This is a genomic window from Methylocystis sp. L43 (genome assembly GCF_015709525.1).
Lineage (GTDB): Bacteria > Pseudomonadota > Alphaproteobacteria > Rhizobiales > Beijerinckiaceae > Methylocystis.
The window spans coordinates 103,335-125,985 of record NZ_JADNRA010000036.1 but is presented as its reverse complement, the minus strand read 5'-3'; the positions used below and the strand labels follow the sequence as shown (position 1 = coordinate 125,985).

Sequence of the window (22,651 nt, the reverse complement as noted above, 5' to 3'; positions counted from 1 at the left end):
TGACGATTGGAGAGAAATGATGACTGACGAGATTTTCATGAGCGGCAAGACCCCGAGTCAGCAAGAAGAACAAGATTATGCTGTTTTGCTGCCTTGCTCTCCTTCATCATTCTACGATTTTATATCTGGGCTTCTAGGTAAATCTCAAACGATTAGTGGCCATGTTCAAGGTTTTTTCGAGATTGATCGAGACGATATAGCAAACATATTTCAGCTTCTCGATCAGCGAATCTCGCAACAGAATGAAGCCCGTCTTATTCAATTTTCAATTTTGATCGAATATAGCGATAGCACAACGGTGCTTATCAACTCTATTGACGATTTTTATAATTATGCAGAGGTAAGGCCGAGGGAGTCCATCGGGTTCCAGCTATCTTGGACATATCTCATCAAATTCATTGATAGAAATGTGCCAGAGAAGCAAACAATAGAGATTGACTTCCGTGACTCGCGGAAACGCTATCGGCCTTTAGAGCCAATTGGAGGGCGCTTTGAGGAAAGCTACGTGGGTTTCTATTATAGAATTCACCATACAGCACGCTCTTGGGGTGTGGATTTGGCCTCGCTTATCGAAGGACACCTACAAACGGCGAGAAAGGCAAAAATTTCTGAGCGACTCCTTTGGGTATCGAATAACAAAGGCTGGATAATTTTTTGGACAGCCCTGGTGTTGTTTCTCGTAGCGAACGCCGGACTCTTTCATGCGATCAAATCATACGAGCGATTGCAGCTTGCCACATTCAATGAGCATATCTCGAATCTGGCAAATAGCGATAGAGTCGTTGACATCGTAACTTATATTGCTAAGCAGGGCTTATCAGGAAGCGTCGCTATATACATGGTATCTGTCATTCTTTATATGGTAGTTATGGCGCTGATAATAGGAGTGTTCTGTGCTATATTTGAAAGTATTCTTTATTACGAAGCAAAGGGCGCTTTGTTGCTTACAACTAAATCTGAGGAAGCCTATGAGCAACGTCAGAACGCAATTTCAGGATCTTGGGTGAATGCAACTCTATCGATGATTGGAGCACTTACTGTAGGCGTTGCCTCCAACTACGTTTTTTTGTGGTTGACAACCCATTGGGTTTGAAAAAATATTTACTCCCTTGCCAGCGCGATCATGACCGCGCCAAACAGCATCACCGCCGCGCCAAGCAGCCGGCCGCTTGACTCCTCCTTCAGCACACGTCCGCTCGCGACAACCGTGAAGAGCGCCGACAATCGCTTGATGGCGATCACGTAAGGCGTGAACAGCACGGTGAGCGCCCACATCTGCAACGTGTTGCCGAAGGCCATCGCCGACCCCGCGCCGATGGCGTAACGCAAATCGAACGCGCTTGGCGCGGGGCGGCGCGCGGCAAGCCAGTAGAGCAGGGCGCAAAACGCGATGACGATCGTCACCGCCGCGATCCAGATGAGCGGCGTCGACGCCCTGACGCCGAGCTTGTCGATATTGGCGGTGACGCTCCAGATCACGGCGGTGCCAATCATCATCCGCGCGCCCTTGTCGCGCGCGAAGACAGGGAAGTTGAAGCGGCGCCCGTTTGCCCGATCGGCGTCGAGCAAGCCGACGCCGAGCACCGTGAACAGCACGCCGAAGACGCCCATCGGCGGCGCGTGCTCGCCGGTCATGATCGGCGAGGTGAACAGCATCAACACAGGGGTGAGCAGGACGAGCGGCGCGACCAGCGACGCGTCTGACAGTCGAAAGGCGCGGATGTAGAGCACATAGGCGACGACATTGAGCGCGCCCGACCAGGCGAGGAGACTCGAGAATTCGGGCCTCGTCAGCGACGCGAGGGTCTCGCGCGGCGCGCCGAGAAGGCCAGGATAGAAGATGACGCAAGCAAGGCTCAGCAGGACAGCGCCCGCGCACCATTGTGCGGCGAGAATCGCGCGATCGTCGGCCGTCCGCGTCGCGGCTTTTGTGCCGAGATCGGTGACGGATTGGCAGATGGCGGTGACCAGCGAGGCGAAGAGAGCGAGAAGCGCGAGATCCATGGCGCGCTATAGCGCATGATCAGCGAGAGTGGGAACTAGCGTTGCCTGAGATATCGAGCTTGCGCGCGGCCACCCTCTCCCGATGGGAGAGGGTTGCGCGCCCCGTCTTGAAAGAGAAACGCGCGTCGCCTCAGGCGCCGGGCTTCGCCGCGGTCACCAGCGTGTCGACGCCGTCGCGGAATTCAACCGCGACCGGCGCGAAGCCCGCGGCGCGCAACTGCTCGAGCGCTGGCTCGAAAGGCATAATGTGCAGAGGCGATTCGTCGCTCAATAGATGCACGATCCAGTCTTCGAGCAGATCGAGTCGATTCATCTTCGTGAAAATCTTGAACCAACCCCGCACCACCGCTTGCGTATCGGCAAGATGCGCTGCCGGGTCGTCCATCGCGTAGCGGTCGCCGTTGACGAAAATGCCGCCCGGCTTCAGGACGCGGAAAATCTCCGAAACCACGGCCTTACGGTAGTCGTCAGGAAAGTTATGGATCGCGTAATTCGAAATGACGACATCCATGCGCGCATCGGGCAATGCTCGGAGCGCCGTCAGCGCATCGGCGTCGATAAATTCGACGCGGCCCGCGAGGGCGTAATCGGCGAGATTGGTTCGCGCCTGATTCAGCATTTCGCCGGCGCTGTCGATCGCGGTGAGCTTGAGGTCGTCCCGCGCCGAGAGCGCCGCCAGTGTGCTGATCCCCGTTCCGCAGCCGATCTCGAAGCCGTCGATCGGCCCTGCGTCGGAACGCCATTCGGCGACCCGGTCGCCGATCTTTTTGGCGAGCGTGGCGGCGTTTGGACACATCAGCCGCAACACGTCATATTCGGCCCCAATGGGCCCAGTGAACGGATTCTCTTGAAGCGCGGACATGCGGCTTTTTTTCATATCGCGGCAGGCCTCGCAAGGCCGGCTTTTCTTGTCGGGGCCGCCATGTTAGCGAAACTCCAGCATATTCCGTGAGAAAGCTATGACGCAGGCTATACGCAGCGAGCCGCAGGCAGCCCGCGCAGACGCGACGATGAGCGACTCATTTGTCGCGCTGGGGCGCGCCGCGCGCGCAGCCGCGCGGGCGGTGGCGCTCGCTTCCACCGACGCCAAGAACAACGCGCTGCGCGAAGCCGCCGGTGAAATTCGCCGCCAGAGCAACGCCATACTGGCCGCCAATGCGCTCGACGTCGCTGACGCCAAGGCGCGCGGAACGGCGGCGTCTTTCCTCGATCGGCTGACGCTCGATGCCGCCCGCGTCGAGGCGATCGCCCGTGGACTGGAGGAGATCGCCGATCTGCCGGATCCTGTCGGCCGCGTTCTGGCGAGTTTCGATCGACCGAACGGCCTGAAGATCGAGCGCGTCTCGACGCCGCTTGGCGTCATCGGCGTGATTTACGAAAGCCGGCCGAACGTCACCGCCGACGCTGGCGCTCTGTGTCTCAAGGCCGGCAACGCCGCGATTCTGCGCGGCGGCTCCGAGAGCCTGCGCTCGTCGGCCGCCATTCACGCCTGCCTTGTCGCGGGGCTGAAGGGGGCCGGGCTTCCCGAAGCGGCGATCTCGCTTGTCGCGACCGCGGACCGCGCCGCCGTTGGCGCGATGCTCGCGGGCCTCGAGGGCAATATCGACGTGATCGTGCCGCGCGGCGGCAAGAGTCTCGTCGCCCGCGTGCAGCATGAGGCGCGCGTGCCGGTTTTCGCGCATCTTGAAGGCATCGTGCATGTCTTCGTGCATAAGGACGCCGATCTCGACATGGCGAAACGCGTGCTGCTGAACGCCAAGATGCGGCGCACCGGCATTTGCGGCGCGGCGGAAACGCTGCTCGTCGACAAGGCCTGCGCCGCGACCCACCTTCAACCGCTCGTCTCGATGCTGATCGATTCAGGCTGCGAAGTGCGCGGCGACGCAGCGACCCAAGCCGCCGACGCGCGCGTGAATCCGGCGCGCGAAGACGACTGGCGCGCCGAATATCTCGACGCCATCATCGCGGCGCGTGTCGTCGATGGGTTAGCGGGCGCAATCGATCACATCGAAACTTACGGCTCGCACCACACCGACTGCATCATCACGCGCGACGCCGATGCGGCGCAGCGTTTCATGAACGAGGTTGATTCCGCGATCGTGCTGCACAACGCCTCGACGCAATTCGCCGACGGCGGCGAATTCGGCTTTGGCGCCGAGATCGGCATCGCCACGGGCCGCATGCATGCGCGCGGACCCGTCGGCGTCGAGCAGCTGACCTCGTTCAAATATCGCGTCTATGGCGACGGCCAGGTGCGTGGGTGAGGGCTGGAATTTTGGACTACCCGCTACGTTACGCAGGCTAACGGCCATATGAAAGACGATAAACAGCCTGAAGGCGCGCCGATTGAGGAATTGCTTAGTAAAGCGCCTCACATGAAGGAGTTTCTCGACCTGCTGCCTGCTTGGTATAAGGAGTCCGATCGAGGCATGGCGCTTATTGCTACGAGCTACCTTGAGGACATTCTGCGGCGAGCAGTTGCGGATTTTCTTGTTGACTGCAAAGCCAATCGTGACCTTTTGGAGGGCTTCAATGCGCCTCTGGGGACTTTCTCAGCACGGATTGCTGCCGCCGTCGCCCTGGGTCTTATTTCCCAGAAGGAAGCAGAAGAAGCTCATCGACTACGAAAGATTCGTAACATCCTTGCCCATCAAGTCCACGTTTCATTTGAGGATAAAGGTGTCAAGAATATTTGCCACACTCTTGGTGCGGTTGGGCTCGATGAAGGCGAGGTCGACAAAAATGGTCAAACTCGCTACGGGCCGAGAAACGACTTCTCAAACTCAGCGTTGAAATTAATTAATACATTAGTTAATAGGTTTCTACGAAAGAAAATTAGGAAAGTTAGGCTTGAGCCTTATCGCGATGAATAAAACAGAGCCGTGTTAAATGGGCACCGCAAGCCCCCTTGTCCTATGTTCAAAAAATGAACGTGCATGAGAAAAGGTTTCGTTTTCCGGAATTAATCGCCCGCTCGTCCGGCCACTCTTGATCTAGCCCATGCCCGCGCCGCATATCGGCGTAATGAGCTCCGCCCCTGTCCGCCTCCCGCCCTTTGCTCCCGGCATGCGCATCGGTCTCTTCGGCGGCTCGTTCGATCCGCCGCATGAGGGCCATGCGCTTGTCTCGCGCGTCGCGCTGACGCGCTTGAAGCTCGATCGGCTGTGGTGGATCGTCTCGCCCGGCAATCCGCTCAAGGACGCGCGCGAACTGCCGTCGATTGCGGCGCGAATAGCGGCGGCGAAAAAGATCCTGCGCGATCCGCGGGTCGCCTTCACCGGGTTCGAAGCCGAGATCGGCGCGCGCTACACCTGCGACACGCTTGAATTTCTGCACGCGCATTGTCCCGGCGTGCGTTTCGTCTGGATCATGGGGGCGGACAATCTTTTGCAGTTCCATCGCTGGCGACGATGGAAGGACATTGCGCGGACGACGCCGATCGCCGTCATCGACCGGCCGGGCGCGACGCTCAAAGCCGCCAACGCCAAGGCGGCGGTCTATTTCAAGAGCGCGAGAGTTCCCGAGAGCGAGGCCGGCATGCTCGCTGTGACGCCGCCGCCGGCGATCGTCTATTTGCACGGGCCGAGACTCGAGCGTTCGTCGACCGAGCTGCGCGCCGAAGCGCGTTGATAAACGCGCTCCGTTTCTTGGATCGCATTGTCACGCCGAAACGGCATCCACTTCGGCGGAAAATGCTTTGGCTATTTGCGCTCGAAGAGCGGCAATATCCAGCGCTTATAGGCCCAGAAGCTCAGGGGAATGCCGACGAAGATCGCGACCCACATCAGAGCTGAATTGTCCGTGCCGTGCTCGTAAAAACTGCCGCCCTCTGTGACCGACTGCGTATAGGGATTGCGCACGAAGAGCGTGATGGCGAATGAGCCGATGACGATCAGCGCGGTCGCGATGTAAAGGCTGCGCGGAATTTTGAACTGCGGCCCCAGTGGCTGCGCCGGCCTTTCGGGCATTGTCGGCGGGGTTTCCTGCGGCGGCGTGCCCTTGTCGTGGGGTTCTTCGGTCATGGGCTTCTCTCCAGATCGTCCTTGGTCCAATATAGGGCTGCTCTAGGTCGCTGCGCCATAGACGTCATAGGCCTCCGAGCGTTCAATTTTCGCCGTGACGATGTCGCCTGCGCGCAGCGGGCGCCGCGATGCGACAAAGGCTGCGCCGTCGATCTGCGGCGCGTCGGCCTTGGTGCGGCCCTTGGCGAGCGCGCCCGAGGGTCCGCCGCCCGGTTCGTCAATGATGACGGAAACGCGCTTGCCGATCTTGCGCTTCATCAGCCGCGCGCTGATCGCCTGCTGTTTCTCCATAAAGCGCTTCCAGCGCGTTTCCTTCACGTCGTCGGGGACGGCAGGCAGGCCAAGCTGCTCGGCCGGCGCGCCGGCGACAGGCTCATATTTGAAGGCGCCGGCGCGGTCGATCGCGGCCTCCTCCAGCCAATCGAGAAGATAATCGAAATCCGCGTCGGTCTCGCCGGGAAAGCCGACGATGAACGTCGATCGCAACGCAAGGTCCGGACACACGTCGCGCCATGCGAGAATGCGCGCCAGGGTCTTTTCATCATTCGCCGGGCGTTTCATGGCCTTCAGCACATTCGGCGCGGCATGCTGAAAAGGAATGTCGAGATAGGGAAGAATTTTCCCTTCCGCCATTAAGGCGATGACCTCATCGACATGAGGATAGGGATAGACGTAGTGCAGGCGGACCCAAAGGCCGAGATCGCCAAGTTCGCGCGCCAGATCGAGAAAGCGCGCGCGCACGCTACGGTCGCCGAACATGCTCTCGGCGTAGCGAATGTCGCGGCCGTAGGCGCTCGTGTCCTGCGAGATGACGAGCAGTTCCTTGACGCCGGCGCGCGCCAGCTTTTCCGCTTCGCGCAGCACCTCGGCGGCCGGCCGCGAGACGAGCGGCCCGCGCAGATGCGGGATGATGCAGAAGGAGCAGCTGTTGTCGCAGCCTTCCGAGATTTTCAGATAGGCGTAATGGCGCGGCGTGAGCTTCACGCCTTGTTCGGGAAGAAGATCGACAAAGGGGTCATGCGCGGGCGCGGCCGCGCGGTGTACGGCGTCGACGACGCTCTCATATTGCTGCGGGCCGGTGATCGCCAGCACTTGCGGGAAGCGTTCGGCGATCGCTTCGGGCTCGGCGCCCATGCAGCCGGTGACGATCACCTTGCCGTTTTCGTTCAGCGCGGCGCCGATCGCTTCGAGCGACTCCGCCTTGGCGCTGTCGAGGAAGCCGCATGTATTGACGATGACGACGTCGGCCCCGGCGTGGGCGCGAGTCAGCTCGTAGCCTTCGGCGCGCAGCCGCGTGATGATCCGTTCGCTATCGACGAGGGCCTTCGGACAGCCGAGCGAGACGAAGGAGACGCGCGGGGCGGCGCTCAGCGGCCTCTGTTGTTCCTGCATGGCGCCCCTTGCCACGCGGCGGCGGACTTTGCAATCGCGGGCTCGGCGTTACGCCGTCAGCGCGCCAATGAGAGCGAAGAGCGCGGCGGCGGCAAAGATGATAGCGTGGACCATAAACGCAACTCCGACGAGCCCCGAATTGGTCTAGTTGCGCCCACTTTAAGAAAGCGTTGACGGCCTCGTTTTGGGACAGTCTTCCGGCGCAGGCGCAAAAAAGCCAATAAGTCGGTGACGATCATGGCCCTCGCCGGAGTCAAAAAGAAAAATTTGCGCTCGGCCTGAGCCGCTCTTAATGAATAGCGCCACGCTCACGAGCTTCAGCCACGCCGTCTCAGAAGGAAGCGCCACGTCTTGACGAATTCCATAGTTCTCGGAACCGGGTCTTATGCGCCCCAGCGCGTCATCTCCAACGCCGACCTCGAGAAAATCGTCAGGACGAACAATGAGTGGATCGTCAGCCGCACCGGCATCAAAGAGCGCCGAGTGGCCGCAGATCATGAGGCGACATCGGATCTGGCGGCGGCCGCCGGGCGCGAGGCGCTGCAGTTCGCTGGCGTAAAGCCGGACGACGTCGACATGATCGTCGTGTGCACGGTGACAGGCGATTCGCCGACGCCGTCCTGCGCGTCGTTTGTTCAGGCGCAGCTTGGCGCGAAGAACGCCTTCGCTTTCGACGTCGGCGCGGCCTGCGCCGGTTCGCTTTACGGTCTTTCCATCGCCGACCAATTTATCAGAAGCGGCAAGGTCAAGCGCGCGCTGGTGATCGGCGCCGAGACCCTCAGTCGCTTCGTCGATTGGACAAACCGCGAGACCTGCGTGCTGTTTGGCGACGCCGCCGGCGCGATCTTGCTTGGCGGCAGCGAAGAGGAAGGGCGCGGCGTGCTCGCCGCCAGCCTGCGCACCGACGGCTCGATGACGGGCATTCTCGGCATCTATGGCGGCGGCAGCCGCCGCCCGCCATCTGCTGAAATGCTTGAAGAAAAGGCCGGCAAAATCAAGATGCGCGGGCGCGAGGTCTATAAGGTGGCGACGCGGCTGTTGCCCGAAGTGGTCGGCGACACGCTCGAAGCCGCCGGTCTGACCGCAGCCGACGTCGATCACGTGATCGCCCATCAGGCCAACAAGCGCATCATCGAGTCCGCAATGCAGAATCTCGGCGTTCCGTTCGAGAAATGCTGGATCAACATCGACCGCTACGGCAATACGTCGAGCGCCTCCATGCCGATCACGCTCGATGAGGCGAATCGGGCCGGAAAGCTGAAAAAGGGCGACGTCATCGCGATGATGGCGATCGGCGCGGGCATGACCTGGGGCGGCGCAGTGCTGCGCTGGTAGGCGCCTCCTTTCGCGGCCGTCCTCACTCGAAGCTCCGCTGACGTCGCGCAGGCTTGACCCGCGCTTTTTCCGCCTTGCCCAATCAGTCTACTCATGCTAGTGATTTTATAGACTGTTGGAGAGGCGTCACTATGAGTGAGAATTTGCAGAAGAGTCTTGGTCTGGGAATTTTAGCGGGCTTGGTTGCGCTTACGATGCTGGCGAGCTCGCATTCTCAAGCGGGCCAGACGTTCCTGAACGTCTCCTATGACCCCACGCACGAGCTCTACAAGGCGATCAATCCCGCTTTCGCGGCGGACTGGAAAGCCAGGACCGGCGAAACCATCGAGCTTCAAGCCTCGCATGGCGGCTCTGGCGTACAGGCGCGCGCGGTGATCGAAGGGCTGAACGCCGATGTCGTGACGCTGGCGCTCGCCGCCGACATTGACGCGATCGCCAGCAAAAGCGGCAAGATTCCGGTCGACTGGCAAAAGCGCCGACCGAATAACTCGTCGCCCTATACGTCGACGATCGTTTTTCTCGTCCGCAAGGGCAATCCGAAAGCCGTCAAGGATTGGGACGATCTGGCGAAGCCCGGCGTCGCGGTCATCACGCCCAACCCGAAGACGTCCGGCGGCGCGCGCTGGAATTATCTTGCGGCCTGGGGCTATGGGCTGAAGAAATTCGGCGGCGACGAAGCCAAGACCAAGGATTTTGTCAAGGCGATCTACAAGAACGCCCCGGTCATGGACACAGGCGCGAGAGGCTCGACGATCACCTTCGCCCAGCGCGGCATCGGCGACGTGCTCCTCGCATGGGAGAACGAAGCCTTCCTTGCGCTGAAGGAATTCGGCGCTGACAAGTTCGAGATCGTGACGCCGCCGCAGTCCATTCTGGCGGAGCCGCCGGTCGCCGTCGTTGACGCCAACGCCGACGCCAAAGGCAACAGGCAGCTCGCGGAAGCCTATCTCGACTTCCTCTATTCGCCGTCGGCGCAGGCGATCATCGCACGCAATTTCTATCGTCCCGTGCATCCCGAATATGCGGCCAAGGACGACGTAAAGAAATTCGCCAACATCGAATTCATCACCGTCGATAAAAGTTTCGGCGGCTGGGCGGCGGCGCAAAAGAAGCATTTCGCCGACGGCGGCATTTTCGACGACATCCAGAAACAAGAGCTGACAAGGTGACAAACAAGAGCTGACAAGGTGACCTCCCCGAGCCTTGTCGGCAAAAACGCTCGGCGCTTCGCGCGCCGAGCGTCATTCCAGGCTTCGGCCTGACCTTCGGCTATACGCTGATCTATCTTGGCCTCATCGACGAAAAGTTACGGTTTCGCTTAACTGGCTCTTGCGGCGTGGACGGGAAATAGCTGGCAGAGGGGTGCCCTCGGCGGGCCAGAAAGAGAGCTGGAATGTCGAAGCGAACTGAAGGCGGGGACTGCAGTTGCGGCGTTTACTGTGGCTATTTCACAACAGCGCAAGTCGAAAATCGAGTTGACTAAAACATGAGCTTAACAGATCGACCGTAACGGTATATCCGATATATACACGGCTTACATATCGATCCGTCGATCAACGCGCCAACCGGAGTCCAGGCTAAGCGATACGGAAAGTCGATGTCGACAAGCAAAAGCAGCAAGAAGTTAAGATTAGCCGCGTTTGGCGCCGTTGTCGGCGCCGCCCTTAGCGTTCCCGAAATAGCGGCCGCCGAAGACAAAGCACCCCCGAAGGAAGTTGCGGGAAAAGGGGGGCAGTCGGATGACGGCGCAAAGGCGGCCGCGCCGGAAAAAGGGTCAGTGAAGGCGAAGACCGAGGGCAAGGGTGTCGCTGTTGGTCCCGCCGCGCCACCGGCGCCGCTGGTGAAGGAGAGCTACTATGTGCCGACGCGCGGCTATCGTTTGGAGCCGCAGCCCGACATTCCGCCTTACGTGCGTAACCTCGCGAACACCTACAAGCAATTCGAAGGTATCGACTGGCTGAACGTCGGTCTCGATTCGCGCGCGCGTTTTGAATATCGCAAGGACGATTATCGGCCGTGGACGAACACGACGACCAATCCGCCGACGTCGCAGCGCAAATATTTTCCCAATTCGCTTTGGCTGTCGCGCACGCGGGCCTATCTGGGCGTGCAGAACATTCTCGATCCCTTTCGATTCGTCGTCGAATTTCAGGACTCGCGCGCCTACAACAGCATCTATGAATATCAGGGCCAGGAGATCAATCAGACGGAGCTCATTTCCGGCTATGGCGAACTTTTTTTCAAGGACGCCTTCGGCAAGGACGATCTCGGCAACGATCGGCCGCTGACCCTTCGCGCTGGGCGCTTTCACCTCGAGCTGCTCGACCGCCGTCTGATCGCCGAGAATGAGTTCCGCAACACGACCAACACGTTTGACGGTTTTCGGATCAAAATCGGCAAGAAGGACAATGACTGGGACATCGACAGTTTCCTGATGCGGCCGGTTATTCGTTATCTCTATCAGTTCGACCGACCTGACTGGCAGAACTGGATCTACGGCAGCGTGTTCAGCATCCGGCGCTGGTCGGAATTTGCGACGATCCAGCCTTATTTTCTGGGCCGCAAGCAATATGGGGATCCGCTCAACGTCTCGAACGCGCTGAAGTTTCATCGCGACACATACGCGCCCGGCCTGCGCGTCTACGGCGTGATCAAAGATTTTGATTACGACGTCGACATCAACAAGCAGTTTGGCGAGACCGACGAATTCCGCGATTTCGGCGCGCGCCGCAACGCCATTCAAACGACCGTCCAGCACGACGCCATCGCCTATGCGTTCGAGGCGGGCTACACATTTTCGGAGCACCCGTGGAAGCCGCGGATCAGCGCCAACTACGCCTATGGCTCAGGCAATAAGAGTCCCTTCGACAGCGTCAATCAGACCTTCGATATCTTCTATGGCTTCAACCAGCCGTTCTCACGCAACGACTATCTCGCCTGGAACAATGTTAAGGCGCCCAAGGCGCGCATCGAATTTTCGCCTTTCAAAGATTTCCGGATCGATACGGCGTTCAGCGCCTACTGGCTGGCGAGCGCGGCGGCGGTCTGGGACCGCGCCAATCTTTTTGCGCCGCTTGGCAACAGAGGCACGTTCATCGGGACGGAATATGATCTGCGCATCCGCTACAAACTAAATCAGTTCATTAATCTGACCGCGAGCTACGCGCGGTTCTGGCCGGGCTCCTTTACCTCGAGCTTCGCGCCTGCGGTCGTGCTGCAGCCGTTCTTCCCGCAATCTTTTTCCGGACAGACCACGACGACGAATGGCCTGACCGGGCGGCCGACCGACTTCTTCTATCTGGAAGTCTCAGCCAACGCCTTTGGCGACGGCAATCCGATCACCAAGCCGCCGGGCTCGGATTTCCTGGCTCTCTTCTCGCCTGGGGGGCCTCCGCCGCCGCCTGCGCCGCCGCCAAGCTGGTCTGACGTCTACGTCGGTCTCAATGGCGGCGGGGCGTGGTCGAGCCCACGATCAATCGTGCAGCCCTGGCCCTTCGGCGCAGCCGCCGCGAGTCCAGCCGTGGCTGTCAGCGCGACGCCGATCGATCAGACGAACCATCTCGCCGGCTTCATCGGCGGTTTCCAGATTGGCGCCAATTGGAAGTTCGCCGACAGCTTCTTCGCCGGCGCTGAGGCGGATCTGCACGGCGTTTCGGGCAACACCGACACGCGGTGGCAAGCGACCCTGGCGCAGGGGGGCGGCAATAGTTTCGCCACTTATGCGCAGCGCACCGCGACCCTCAACTATCTGGGAACGATTCGCGGCCGATTGGGCTATCTCGTCACTCCGACGCTCGCCCTCTATGGCACGGGCGGCATGGCCTATGGCGGCGTCATCTCCAACGCCGCGATCTTCACCCGAAGGATTGGCGGGACGAACCAGACGCTCGTCAATCCCGTCTATCAGGACAGCTTGATCGGCTGGACGGCGGGCGGCGGCGCTGAATGGATGTTCACGCCAGAGTGGAGCGTTAAGATCGATTATCTTCGCTACGATCTCGGCGCCGCTCAAGGGTTCAATTTCGCGGCGCAGTCGACGGGCTTTTACGCCTATGGCGCGTCGAGCTCGACGCGCTTCAATGGCAATTTGATCCATGCCGGCGTCAACCGTCACTTCGATCTCATCAACATCGCAGAAGCAAAATAGGCTCAAGCTGAAGGTGCCGAGAGCATCCGGTTGAGGCAGCGCCAGCTGGCTTTTGCAGCGCGCTTCCGAGGGCGCTTCAGTCGCGCTCTTGCCGTCTCGATGGGCAGGATCGACCCGTGTCCAAAAAATGAAAATCGCTCCCACGCTGTTCAGCGCACGAGCTGTGCATTTTGTTCCCTCCTAGGAACATTTCTCAAGTTCCAGAGTTTTCCTTCGGCCGTGACAGGCCTGTATGCCGCCGCGCGCCGGCATGGTTGCGTCGCTCGCAGCCAATAGAAGCGCAAGCCGAGCAGGTTGGTCCCGGTGCAGACTTTCCGTCGCCACGTCTCTTGGTGAAAGGATTGACCGATGGCTCCAGACCCCAATCCAGTTCCCAAAGGAAAAGAGCGGCCTCCATCCACGATCCAAGAGCTTGACGTGCTCTGGCTTACGGCGGGACTGAGTTGCGACGGCGACTCGGTCTCGATCACCGCCGCCAGCGAACCAAGCATAGAGGACGTCATCCTCGGAGCGATCCCCGGCCTACCGAAGGTGCGCTTGCACAATGCAGTCCTCTCCTACGAAGTGGGCGATGACTTTATGAAGGCCTTTCATCAGGGCGCGCGGGGCGAACTCGAAAACTTCGTCCTTGTGGTCGAAGGCTCCATCCCGAACGAGAAGCTGAGCGGCGATGGATATTGGGCCGCGATCGGCACGGATGCGGCGACCGGACAGCCAATCAGAACGACCGAATGGATTGATCGTTTGGCGCCAAAGGCCCTCGCGGTAATCGGCGCCGGAACTTGCGCCACATACGGCGGCATTCATGCAATGAAGGGCAATCCCACCGGTTGCATGGGCCTTCAGGACTATCTTGGCGCTGAGTGGAAATCGAAGGCGGGTTTGCCCATCGTCAACGTCCCGGGTTGTCCGGTCCAGCCCGACAATTTCATGGAGACGTTCCTCTATCTGCTGCGCCAGCTCGCCGGCTTGGCGCCGATGATTCCCGTCGATCGACACGGCCGCCCGCGTTGGCTGTTTGGTCCCACCGTTCATGAGGGATGTGACCGCGCCGCTTACTACGAAGAGGCCGACTTCGCGCAAGAATATGGCTCGCGGAAGTGCCTGGTGAAGATCGGCTGCTGGGGCCCGGTCGTTCAATGCAACGTGCCCAAGCGCGGTTGGATCGCGGGTCTTGGAGGCTGCCCCAATGTCGGCGGCATCTGCATCGGCTGCACCATGCCGGGCTTTCCCGACAAGTTCATGCCGTTCATGGATGAACCGCCCGGCGCCCGCATCTCATCGGTTCTCATCAAGCCTTACGGCGTGCTGATCCGCAATCTGCGGAAAATCACCAATCACACCCTCAACAAGGAGCCAAAGTGGCGCAACAGGGAGCCGACCTACACCACCGGGTACGATCCTGATCGGCCGAATAAAACTCATCCACTCTAAAGTAAGGGACTGCGATCATGGTCGACCTTGCAACGCGTCGCTCCGCGTCTCCGAGCCCCAATAAAGCCTCGCCAAATCTCGTCGAGATGAATTGGGATCCGATTACCCGGATCGTCGGCAGTCTCGGAATTTTCACCAAAATTGATTTCGAAAATCGGCAGGTCGCCGAATGTCACAGCACGTCGTCGATCTTTCGTGGCTACAGCATTTTCATGAAGGGCAAAGATCCTCGTGATTCCCACTTCATCACCAGCCGCATTTGCGGGATCTGCGGCGACAATCACGCGACGTGCTCGGTCTATGCGCAGAATATGGCCTACGGCATCAAACCACCGCCCCTCGCCGATTGGATCATCAATCTCGGCGAAGCCGCGGAATATATGTTCGACCACAATATCTTTCAGGACAATCTGGTCGGCGTCGATTTCTGCGAGCAGATGGTCAAGGAAACCAATCCAAGCGTCTGGGTAAAGGCGCAACGGACCCCGGCGCGAAACTCGGACGCTCATGGCTATCGCACGATCGCCGACATCATGACCGCGCTCAATCCATTTTCCGGCGAATTCTACCGTGAGACATTGATTGTAAGCCGCTACACGCGTGAGATGTTCAGCCTGATGGAGGGGCGCCATGTGCACCCCTCCACTCTTTATCCGGGCGGAGTCGGCACCGTGCCGTCAAATCAGCTCTTTACCGAATATTTGACGCGACTGGTGCGCTACGCCGAATTCATGAAAAAATGCGTGCCGCTGCACGATGATCTGTTCGACTTCTTTTACGAAGCGCTGCCCGGCTATGAGGAGGTTGGACGTCGACGAATACTGCTCGGGTGCTGGGGCGCGTTTCAGGACCCGAACCATTGCGACTACAATTATAAGCATATGACCGACTGGGGCCGGAAGATGTTCGTCACCCCGGGCGTCGTCGTTGATGGCAAGCTGGTCACGACCGACCTCGTCGACATCAATCTGCAGATTCGCATCCTGCGCGGTCAGTCCTATTACGAGGACTGGGACAATTGCGAAACCTTCGTCAAGATGGACCCGCTGGGCAATCCGGTCGATCAGAAGCATCCGTGGAATCAGACGACCATTCCGCGGCCGCAGAAGCGGGATTTCGACAAGAACTATTCCTGGGTCATGTGTCCGCGCTGGCTCGACAAGAGCAGCGGAGATCATCTGCCGCTCGACACCGGCGGAGGCGCCTTCGCGCGCCTATTCTCGACGGCGCTGGCAGGGCTCGTCGACATGAACGGCTATGTCAAAGCGACGGGCGACAGCGTGAAGATCAATCTTCCCAAGACGGCGCTCAAGCCTGCAGTGGAGTTTGAATGGAAGGTGCCAAAGTGGAGCAACGCGATCGAACGCGATCGGGCGCGCACCTATTTTCAGGCCTACTGCGCCGCTGCGGCATATTACTTCCTGGAGCAGGCCTTCACAGAGATTCAGGCGGGCCGCACAAAGACCTTTACGCCGTTCGAAGTTCCGGACGAGGCGATCGGCTGTGGCTTCCACGAGGCGGTGCGCGGCGTGCTGTCGCACCATCTCGTCATAAAAGACAAGAAGATCGCCAATTACCATCCCTATCCGCCGACGCCGTGGAACGCGACGCCGCGAGACGATTTCGGAACGCCGGGGCCTTACGAGGACGCGGTTCAGAACACGCCGATCTTCGAAGAGAATGGTCCGGACAAGTTTAAGGGCATCGACATTATGCGCGCGGTGCGCAGTTTCGATCCCTGTCTGCCATGCGGCGTGCATATGTATGTCGGCGGCGGCAAGACCGTTAAGAGCATGCATTCGCCCATGTTTGGCGCGTCGCGAAAGCAGCAGCCATGAGTGGGGAGGCGCGCGGGACGGAGACGCTGGAGCAGTCTCTGGCCCGGCTAGAGAAGCTGATGGCCGCGCTTGAAGAGATTGCGGACGGGACCGGGCGGGAGGCGGCGCGCGAGTTGCTGGCGCTCCTGCTCGATTTGCACGCCCGATCGCTCGCGCGGCTCAGCGCGATTATTGCAGCATCGGACAATGGCGCGACCTTACTCGATAAGATCGTCGAAGATCGGGATCTTCGGGCAATATTGCTCCTCCACGGGTTACATCCGCAGAGCGTAGAGAATCGTCTACTGGATGTCATCGCGCGCATGCAGCCGCAGTGGAACGCGCGCGGCCTCCATGTCAGCCTCATGAGCGCGAGTAAAGCCTTTGCAATAGTTCAGCTGCAAAGGAATGGCGTTGCTGAGCCTACCGACCAGTTGCGGCTGGAGATCGAGAACGCGCTCACCGACGCGGCGCCGGACCTCGACGATATTTTGATCGAATTGGACATGACCACGCTTTACGCCGAAACCGCCGCCTAGAGACTGAAAGAGGCGCGACAGCATGGAAAGAATAGAATCGGGGAATTGGGCGTCTCGACTGCAGCGCTTCGTGCGCACGACGGATGAAGAGCATTGCGAGTTCTGCTCGAAGGTCATCGCTTCCCGGCACGCGCATTTGGTCGAGCGCGCGACGCGAAAGTTCTTTTGCGCTTGTCCCCAATGTGCGTTCCTCTTGGGCGGGGGTGAGCGTTTTGCCGCTTTGCGGGCACGCGCTGATGCGCTTCACGATTTCGATCTGAGCGACGACGAATGGCAGGGCTTTCGTATTCCGATTGATCTCGCCTTCGTGTTCCACAGCACGCCGGCGCAGGGGCCCGTGGCGATCTATCCAGGTCCGGCCGGAGCGATCGAGTCTCCCTTTGCCGCCGACGGCTGGTCGCGACTGGTCGCGGCCAATCCGCCGCTGGCCGACCTTGATCCGGACGTCGAGGCGTTGCTCGTCAATCGAATGAATGGCGCACGAGAATATTATCTCGTTTCGATTGATCGCTGCTATGCGCTCATCGGGCTGATCCGAAGGCACTGGCGCGGATTGTCGGGCGGCGCAGACGTCTGGGAGGCTGTTCGCGACTATTTTGCGAACCTGCGGGACGACGTCGAGACGAAGGACAGGGTACATGGTTGATCTCGACTTTCGCATCGAAGACGTCAAAGTCGAGAAATATTCGGCCGCGCCGCTGCTGCTGTTTGCGCTGCATGTCGTAAACAAGACGCCTGACCTGCCCATTCTCAACGTGATGTTGAACTGCCAGATTCGCATCGAGCCTGCGCGGCGGCGCTACGACGGCGACGAGCATGATCGTCTTTCCGATCTCTTCGGTCAGCCGTCGCGCTGGGGCGAGACCATGCGGAGTTTCCTTTGGACGCATGCGAGCGTTTCCGTTCCCGCAGTCAACCCTGAGCGCATGGTCGATCTGCCGGCGCCCTGCAGCTATGACTTCAACATTGCAGCGACCAAATATTTTCATGGCCTGGAGCAGGGCGATGTTCCGCTCAATTTTCTGTTCAGCGGTTCGATTTTTTACCGCGACAGCGAAGGCAGGTTGCAGATTGAGCAAGTCGCTTGGAGCAAGGAATGCGCGTATCGCCTGCCCTTAAGCGTATGGCGCGCGATGATGGAGCACTACTATCCGCAGAGCATGTGGCTTTGTCTGCACCGCGACGCTTTTGAGGACCTGGACCGTTACCGGCGCCGGCAAGGACTTCCGACATTTGAACGCGCCTTGCAGGCGCTACTCGAAGCCAGCGCGGCGGAGGCGACATGAAACTCGGTTCCATCAGAGCGATCGCCAACGCCGTTCTTTACGAGGGCTACATCCTTTATCCCTATCGGCCATCGTCAATAAAGAATCGTCAGCGTTGGACGATCGGCGGTGTCTTTCCTAAGGCGTTCGATCAGCAGGGCGACGCCTCGCGCATGGAGACGCAGGTTCTCTTGCGGGGTGGAGAGCAGGCGGCGTTCAACGTCCATTTTCGATTCCTGCAGGTCATGACGCGCGAGGTCGGACAGCTAGCGACGCCGACGCGAGAGCTTCCGGAAGAGGGCGAGCCGGCGCTGACGCGCGTTCCGAGCTTCAATGTCGACGGTCGGGAGTTGCTGGCCTGGGAGGAGGCGATCGAACGGGAGATCGCCTTAGGTCCGCTGCGGCCGGCAGATGTTCAAGAGGTAGCGACTGTCTTGCCGTTCCACTTCGAAGGCGCGCGCGAAATTGAGCCGGTGCGCGGCGCAGACGGCTGCGTCGCCGCCGTTCTCATTCGCACCTCGCATGAGATCCAGGGCGTGGTTGAGGCGAGGGCGGAGAGGCTGGCGCCCGAGTTGTGGAAGCTGACGATCGGGATCGAGAACGTCACGCCGCTTACGGGCGCGGTTCGCGAGGAACGCGCAGCCGCGCAACTTCGCGCCTTTACCTCGACGCATGCAATCCTCACGGTCGAAGACGGCGCGTTTGTCTCGTTGCTTGATCCTCCCAACGATTTGCGAGAGGCCGCCGGGCAGTGCCGAAATATCGGCGCCTTCCCGGTGCTGGTTGGCGGTCAAGACAATAGCGCCATGCTCGCTTCGCCGATCATCCTCTATGATCATCCGGCGATCGCGCCCGAAAGTCCCGGCGACCTGTTCGACGGCACTGAGATCGATGAAATCCTCACGCTTCGTATTCTCGCGATGACCGACGCCGAGAAACGCGAGATGGCGTCCGTCGACGCCCGTGCGCGCGCGCTTCTGGAGCGCACGCATGCTCTGACCGCTGAGGACATGGCGCGGCTTCATGGCGTCATGCGCAATCACCAGTCTCAGGCCAGCGAAATTGAACCGCCGCCGGTGGGCGGGGACCATGAGAAGCCTCGCCTCGTCTCGCTGCTGGAGAGCGGACGCAGCCTATGCGTCGGCGCCCACGTGCGGCTACGCCCAAAATCGGGCGGCGACATCATGGATATCGCGCTCAAAGACAAGATCGCCATCGTCGAAGCGATCGAGCGGGATTTCGAGGACCGGATCCATGTCGCGGTGACATTGATTGACGATCCGGGCCGAGATCTCGGCGCAGCGGGCTTTCCTGGACATCGGTTCTTTTTCAGTCAGGAGGAGATCGAGCCGATTGCCGCGGGAGATGGACCATGACCTCGATCCTTGTCGCCTGCGTCGGCAACATCTTTAATGGCGATGACGCCTTCGGCGTCGAAGTGGCGCGCCGGCTCTCACGGCGGACGCTCCCGGACGGGGTACGGGTGATTGATTTCGGCATTTGCGGAATCGATCTCACCTACGCGCTGATGGATGGCTACGACGCCGTGATTCTCGTCGATGCGGCGCAGCGGGGGGAAGCGCCGGGCGTCGTCTCAGTGGTTAAGCCCGATCCAATCCCGGCGGGAGACCCCATAGCCGAGGAGCTGGCGCTTTCGCCGCATGAGCTCGATCCCGCGAAGGTTCTTCGTCTGGTGTCGGCGCTCGGCGGCACTTGCCGGCGCGTCCTGCTGGTCGCCTGCGAGCCGTTGACCTTCGGTGACGACGAAGGCGTCATGGGTTTGAGCGAGCCTGTCACGGCGGCGGTGGCTGTCGCTGCGGAGACCGTCGAAGAGCTGATTGAGGAGATGATGGCGGCGTAACATAACGCGATCGCGCTAGCGCCGCGCATCCGGTAAATGGAGAAATGTCATGAGCGGATGGGAGATTACAGGCATCGTCCTGGGGCTTATCATCCTCGGACTGCTGATCATGAATGCGAAGGACCTCTGGCGCTATATCAAGATCAGCAATATGTGAGACTGACAGGGATCATGAGTTTTGCGGCGGTAGAGCCATCGCAGGCGCTCGAATTTCGGGTGCGCGGGCGTGTGCAGGGGGTCGGCTTTCGCCCGACCGTCTGGCGCATGGCGCGCGAACTAGGGCTTCCCGGCGAGGTCCTCAACGACGGCGAGGGCGTATTATTGCGCGTCAGCGGCGACCCGTCGCGCGTAGCTGCGCTGCTTCGGCGAATCGAACGAGACCCGCCGCCGCTCGCGCATATCGACAGCATCGAAAGGCGATACTACAGCGGCCGACTGCCAAAGGAGTTCCGTATCGCCGAAAGCGTCGGCGGACCCGCACGCACCCAGGTCGCACCGGACGCGGCGCTCTGCAGCGCATGCGCGGCGGAGCTGCGCGATCCAAACGAACGCCGCTATCGCTACGCATTCACCAATTGCACCCATTGCGGACCGCGCCTCAGCATTGTGACGGCAATACCCTACGATCGCGCGACGACCACGATGGCGCCATTCGAGCTGTGTGCGGCCTGCGAGGCGGAATATCGCAATCCGATCGATCGCCGTTTTCACGCCGAAGCTGTGGCTTGCCCGTCGTGTGGGCCGACTGCATCGCTGGTTGCATTCGGTGAAGCGGAAGTTCCGCGCGATGGCGACGCCGACGCGGTAAAGATTGCAGCGGGGCTTATCACGCGAGGCGACATCATCGCCGTTAAGGGACTGGGCGGCTATCATCTCGCGTGCGATGCGACGAATGCCGAGACTGTCGCGCGCCTGCGTCGTTTGAAGCGTCGTGACGCAAAGCCGTTCGCGCTGATGGCGCGGGATCTTGCCGTTATCCGTCGCTACTGCGCGATCGACCCGGTCGAGGAACGCGCGCTCACAAGCGTTGAGGCGCCGATCGTGCTGCTGCGTGCGACTGGCGCCGAGCGCCTGCCTGAGGCCGTTGCGCCTGGACTTGCCACGCTCGGCTTCATGCTGCCGACGACGCCGCTGCATCTGCTATTGATGGATCAGTTCGATCTTCCGCTCGTGATGACGAGCGGCAATATCTCGGACGAGCCCGCCGTCGTCGATGACGCGGAGGCGTACCGACAGCTTGCCGAAATCGCCTCCTTCGCATTGACGCATGATCGTGACATCGCCAATCGGGTCGATGACTCGGTCGTGCGGGTCATGGCGGGGCGAGCGCGCGTTCTTCGGCGCGCCCGCGGCTACGCGCCTGCGCCGCTGCGCTTGCCGAGCGGCTTCGAGAAGGCGCCCGACCTGTTGGCGATGGGCGGGGAGCTGAAGGCGACCTTCTGCCTGGCCAAGGACGGTCAGGCGATCCTGTCGCAGCATCAGGGCGATCTCGAGAACGCGGCGACGTTAGATGATTATAAAAAGAACCTCGCCCTCTATCGGAGCCTGTTCGATCATGCGCCCTCGGCGATCGTCGTCGACCGGCATCCGGAATATCTGTCGTCGAAAATCGGACGTGCAGAGGCCGAAAGACGCGGCGCGCCGCTGATCGAGGTTCAACATCATCATGCCCATGTCGCCGCTTGTCTTGCCGAGAACGGGCGCTCGTTCGATGCGTCGCCAGCGCTCGGCGTCGTGCTCGATGGATTGGGCTTTGGCGATGACGGCGCGATATGGGGCGGGGAATTCCTGCTCGCCGACTATAGCGGCTACGAGCGGCTGGCGCGGTTGAAGCCGGTCGCCATGCCCGGCGGCGCACAGGCGGTGCGCGAACCCTGGCGAAACCTCTATGCGCATCTTAGGGCCGCAGGCGCGTTCGACGCGACGCCTTCTGGGTCTGGCGATTGGAGCGCTTTGAACGGCAAGCCGCTTGCGACGATCGACCGGATGATCGGACAAGGCCTGAATTCGCCGTTAGCCTCCTCTTGCGGACGGCTGTTCGATGCGGTCGCCGCCGCGATCGGCGTTTGCGCCGACCGTCAGGCCTACGAAGGCGAAGCCGCGGCGCGGCTCGAGGCGCTTGCGGCGGCGGCGCCAAACGAGACGCGCGGCTATTCGCTGAGGATTTCCGAGTCCGAGTTCATCGACATCGACGCGGCGCCCCTGTGGCGCGCTATTCTCGAGGATCTGCGGCAGGGCGTTTCGGCGCAGATCATTGCGCGCCGTTTTCACCTCGGTCTGGCGCAGTCAATCACTGAAGTCGCCGTGCGGCTGGCGGCTGCGCGACGCTTTGAAACGGTGGCGCTGTCGGGCGGCTGCTTCCAGAACCGCCTGCTTTTCGAAAGCGTCTACGACGGTTTGTGCGAGGCTGGCTTCACGGTGCTCACACATGCTGACGCGCCCGCCAATGATGGCGGGCTCTCGCTGGGTCAGGCCGCCATCGGCGCCGCGCATCTGATGAGAACCGACATGACAAGAGATGGAAAGGACGGCGCATGTGCCTCGGCATCCCCGGCTGCATCGTTAGCATAGACAATGCCGACGATCTCGTCGCGACCGTTGACGTGAGCGGGGTGCGCCGGCAGATCAACATCAGCTGCATCGTGGATGAAACGCATCCTGTCGAGTCGTGCGTTGGCGATTGGGTTCTCGTCCATGTCGGTTTCGCGATGAGCCGGATCAACGAAGCGGAGGCGGCGGAGACGCTCAGATTGCTGCAAGAGCTTGGCGAACTCCAAGCCGAACTTGAGACTATGCAAACGCTCACCGACGCAGTTGCGGCCGAGGAATAGGGAT

Annotated in this window: 20 protein-coding genes; 16 read left to right on the top strand and 4 right to left on the bottom strand. The window is 60.5% G+C overall.

Features of this window, described 5'->3' with window-relative positions:
* The first annotated feature begins 19 nt into the window (after positions 1-19).
* Positions 20-1,093 (top strand): hypothetical protein, encoded by a 1,074-nt coding sequence (locus tag IYX23_RS18595; protein WP_196394442.1) that lies wholly within the window; start codon positions 20-22, stop codon positions 1,091-1,093.
* Positions 1,094-1,101: 8 nt separating this feature from the next.
* On the opposite strand, the gene IYX23_RS18590 is transcribed toward IYX23_RS18595, so the two are convergent.
* Both IYX23_RS18590 and IYX23_RS18585 read right to left on the bottom strand, forming a co-directional pair.
* Entirely contained in the window at positions 1,102-2,004 is a 903-nt protein-coding gene (locus IYX23_RS18590) for a DMT family transporter (RefSeq protein WP_196394441.1), read from the bottom strand.
* Between the two features lie 130 nt (positions 2,005-2,134).
* Positions 2,135-2,866 carry a class I SAM-dependent methyltransferase gene (locus IYX23_RS18585; protein WP_196394440.1) on the bottom strand — a complete coding sequence of 244 codons (732 nt, stop codon included), beginning with the start codon at positions 2,864-2,866 and terminating at the stop codon, positions 2,135-2,137.
* A gap of 148 nt (positions 2,867-3,014) precedes the next feature.
* Here IYX23_RS18585 and IYX23_RS18580 point away from each other — a divergent pair, with 148 nt between their 5' ends.
* From IYX23_RS18580 to IYX23_RS18570, 3 genes are all read left to right on the top strand, one after another.
* Positions 3,015-4,268, top strand: coding sequence for a glutamate-5-semialdehyde dehydrogenase (locus IYX23_RS18580; RefSeq protein WP_246716947.1), 1,254 nt, complete (start codon positions 3,015-3,017; stop codon positions 4,266-4,268).
* A gap of 48 nt (positions 4,269-4,316) precedes the next feature.
* A complete protein-coding gene (locus IYX23_RS18575; protein WP_196394438.1) occupies positions 4,317-4,877 on the top strand; it encodes a DUF4145 domain-containing protein in 561 nt (186 codons plus the stop codon).
* Between the two features lie 151 nt (positions 4,878-5,028).
* Positions 5,029-5,634 carry a nicotinate-nucleotide adenylyltransferase gene (locus IYX23_RS18570; RefSeq protein WP_196394437.1) on the top strand — a complete coding sequence of 202 codons (606 nt, stop codon included), beginning with the start codon at positions 5,029-5,031 and terminating at the stop codon, positions 5,632-5,634.
* A gap of 71 nt (positions 5,635-5,705) precedes the next feature.
* Here IYX23_RS18570 and IYX23_RS18565 read toward each other — a convergent pair whose 3' ends face one another.
* Together IYX23_RS18565 and rimO are read right to left on the bottom strand one after the other, a co-directional pair.
* Positions 5,706-6,026 carry a hypothetical protein gene (locus IYX23_RS18565; protein WP_196394436.1) on the bottom strand — a complete coding sequence of 107 codons (321 nt, stop codon included), beginning with the start codon at positions 6,024-6,026 and terminating at the stop codon, positions 5,706-5,708.
* Positions 6,027-6,068: 42 nt separating this feature from the next.
* Positions 6,069-7,418 (bottom strand): 30S ribosomal protein S12 methylthiotransferase RimO, encoded by a 1,350-nt coding sequence (rimO, locus tag IYX23_RS18560; RefSeq protein WP_196394435.1) that lies wholly within the window; start codon positions 7,416-7,418, stop codon positions 6,069-6,071.
* Between the two features lie 351 nt (positions 7,419-7,769).
* Between rimO and IYX23_RS18555 the strand changes: the two genes are divergently transcribed.
* The 12 genes from IYX23_RS18555 (at position 7,770) to IYX23_RS18500 (ending at position 22,647) form a co-directional block, all read left to right on the top strand.
* Positions 7,770-8,753: a beta-ketoacyl-ACP synthase III gene (locus IYX23_RS18555; RefSeq protein WP_196394434.1), complete on the top strand. Its 984-nt coding sequence runs from the start codon at positions 7,770-7,772 to the stop codon at positions 8,751-8,753.
* A gap of 194 nt (positions 8,754-8,947) precedes the next feature.
* Entirely contained in the window at positions 8,948-9,922 is a 975-nt protein-coding gene (locus tag IYX23_RS18550) for a sulfate ABC transporter substrate-binding protein (RefSeq protein ID WP_281431805.1), read from the top strand.
* Positions 9,923-10,350: 428 nt separating this feature from the next.
* Positions 10,351-12,900 carry an alginate export family protein gene (locus IYX23_RS18545; RefSeq protein WP_196394432.1) on the top strand — a complete coding sequence of 850 codons (2,550 nt, stop codon included), beginning with the start codon at positions 10,351-10,353 and terminating at the stop codon, positions 12,898-12,900.
* 348 nt (positions 12,901-13,248) lie between these two features.
* The gene (locus IYX23_RS18540) at positions 13,249-14,334 is read left to right on the top strand and encodes a hydrogenase expression protein HypE (RefSeq protein WP_196394431.1); all 1,086 of its coding nucleotides are present in this window, start codon (positions 13,249-13,251) and stop codon (positions 14,332-14,334) included.
* A 17-nt stretch (positions 14,335-14,351) separates the two neighbouring features.
* The gene (locus IYX23_RS18535) at positions 14,352-16,172 is read left to right on the top strand and encodes a nickel-dependent hydrogenase large subunit (protein ID WP_196394430.1); all 1,821 of its coding nucleotides are present in this window, start codon (positions 14,352-14,354) and stop codon (positions 16,170-16,172) included.
* Positions 16,169-16,690: a nitrogen fixation protein NifU gene (locus tag IYX23_RS18530; RefSeq protein ID WP_196394429.1), complete on the top strand. Its 522-nt coding sequence runs from the start codon at positions 16,169-16,171 to the stop codon at positions 16,688-16,690. Before IYX23_RS18535 ends, IYX23_RS18530 begins: the two co-directional genes overlap by 4 nt.
* A 22-nt stretch (positions 16,691-16,712) precedes the next feature.
* Positions 16,713-17,336 (top strand): DUF5947 family protein, encoded by a 624-nt coding sequence (locus tag IYX23_RS18525; RefSeq protein WP_196394428.1) that lies wholly within the window; start codon positions 16,713-16,715, stop codon positions 17,334-17,336.
* A complete protein-coding gene (locus IYX23_RS18520) occupies positions 17,329-17,976 on the top strand; it encodes a DUF6084 family protein (RefSeq protein ID WP_196394427.1) in 648 nt (215 codons plus the stop codon). Before IYX23_RS18525 ends, IYX23_RS18520 begins: the two co-directional genes overlap by 8 nt.
* Positions 17,973-19,331, top strand: a complete 1,359-nt coding sequence (locus IYX23_RS18515; RefSeq protein WP_196394426.1) for a hypothetical protein — start codon at positions 17,973-17,975, stop codon at positions 19,329-19,331. Before IYX23_RS18520 ends, IYX23_RS18515 begins: the two co-directional genes overlap by 4 nt.
* Entirely contained in the window at positions 19,328-19,816 is a 489-nt protein-coding gene (locus IYX23_RS18510; protein WP_196394425.1) for a hydrogenase maturation protease, read from the top strand. The genes IYX23_RS18515 and IYX23_RS18510 overlap by 4 nt, the downstream gene beginning before the upstream one ends.
* 171 nt (positions 19,817-19,987) lie before the next feature.
* Positions 19,988-22,387 (top strand): carbamoyltransferase HypF, encoded by a 2,400-nt coding sequence (gene hypF, locus IYX23_RS18505; protein ID WP_196394761.1) that lies wholly within the window; start codon positions 19,988-19,990, stop codon positions 22,385-22,387.
* Positions 22,351-22,647 carry a HypC/HybG/HupF family hydrogenase formation chaperone gene (locus IYX23_RS18500; protein WP_196394424.1) on the top strand — a complete coding sequence of 99 codons (297 nt, stop codon included), beginning with the start codon at positions 22,351-22,353 and terminating at the stop codon, positions 22,645-22,647. Before hypF ends, IYX23_RS18500 begins: the two co-directional genes overlap by 37 nt.
* The last annotated feature ends 4 nt before the right edge of the window (positions 22,648-22,651 follow it).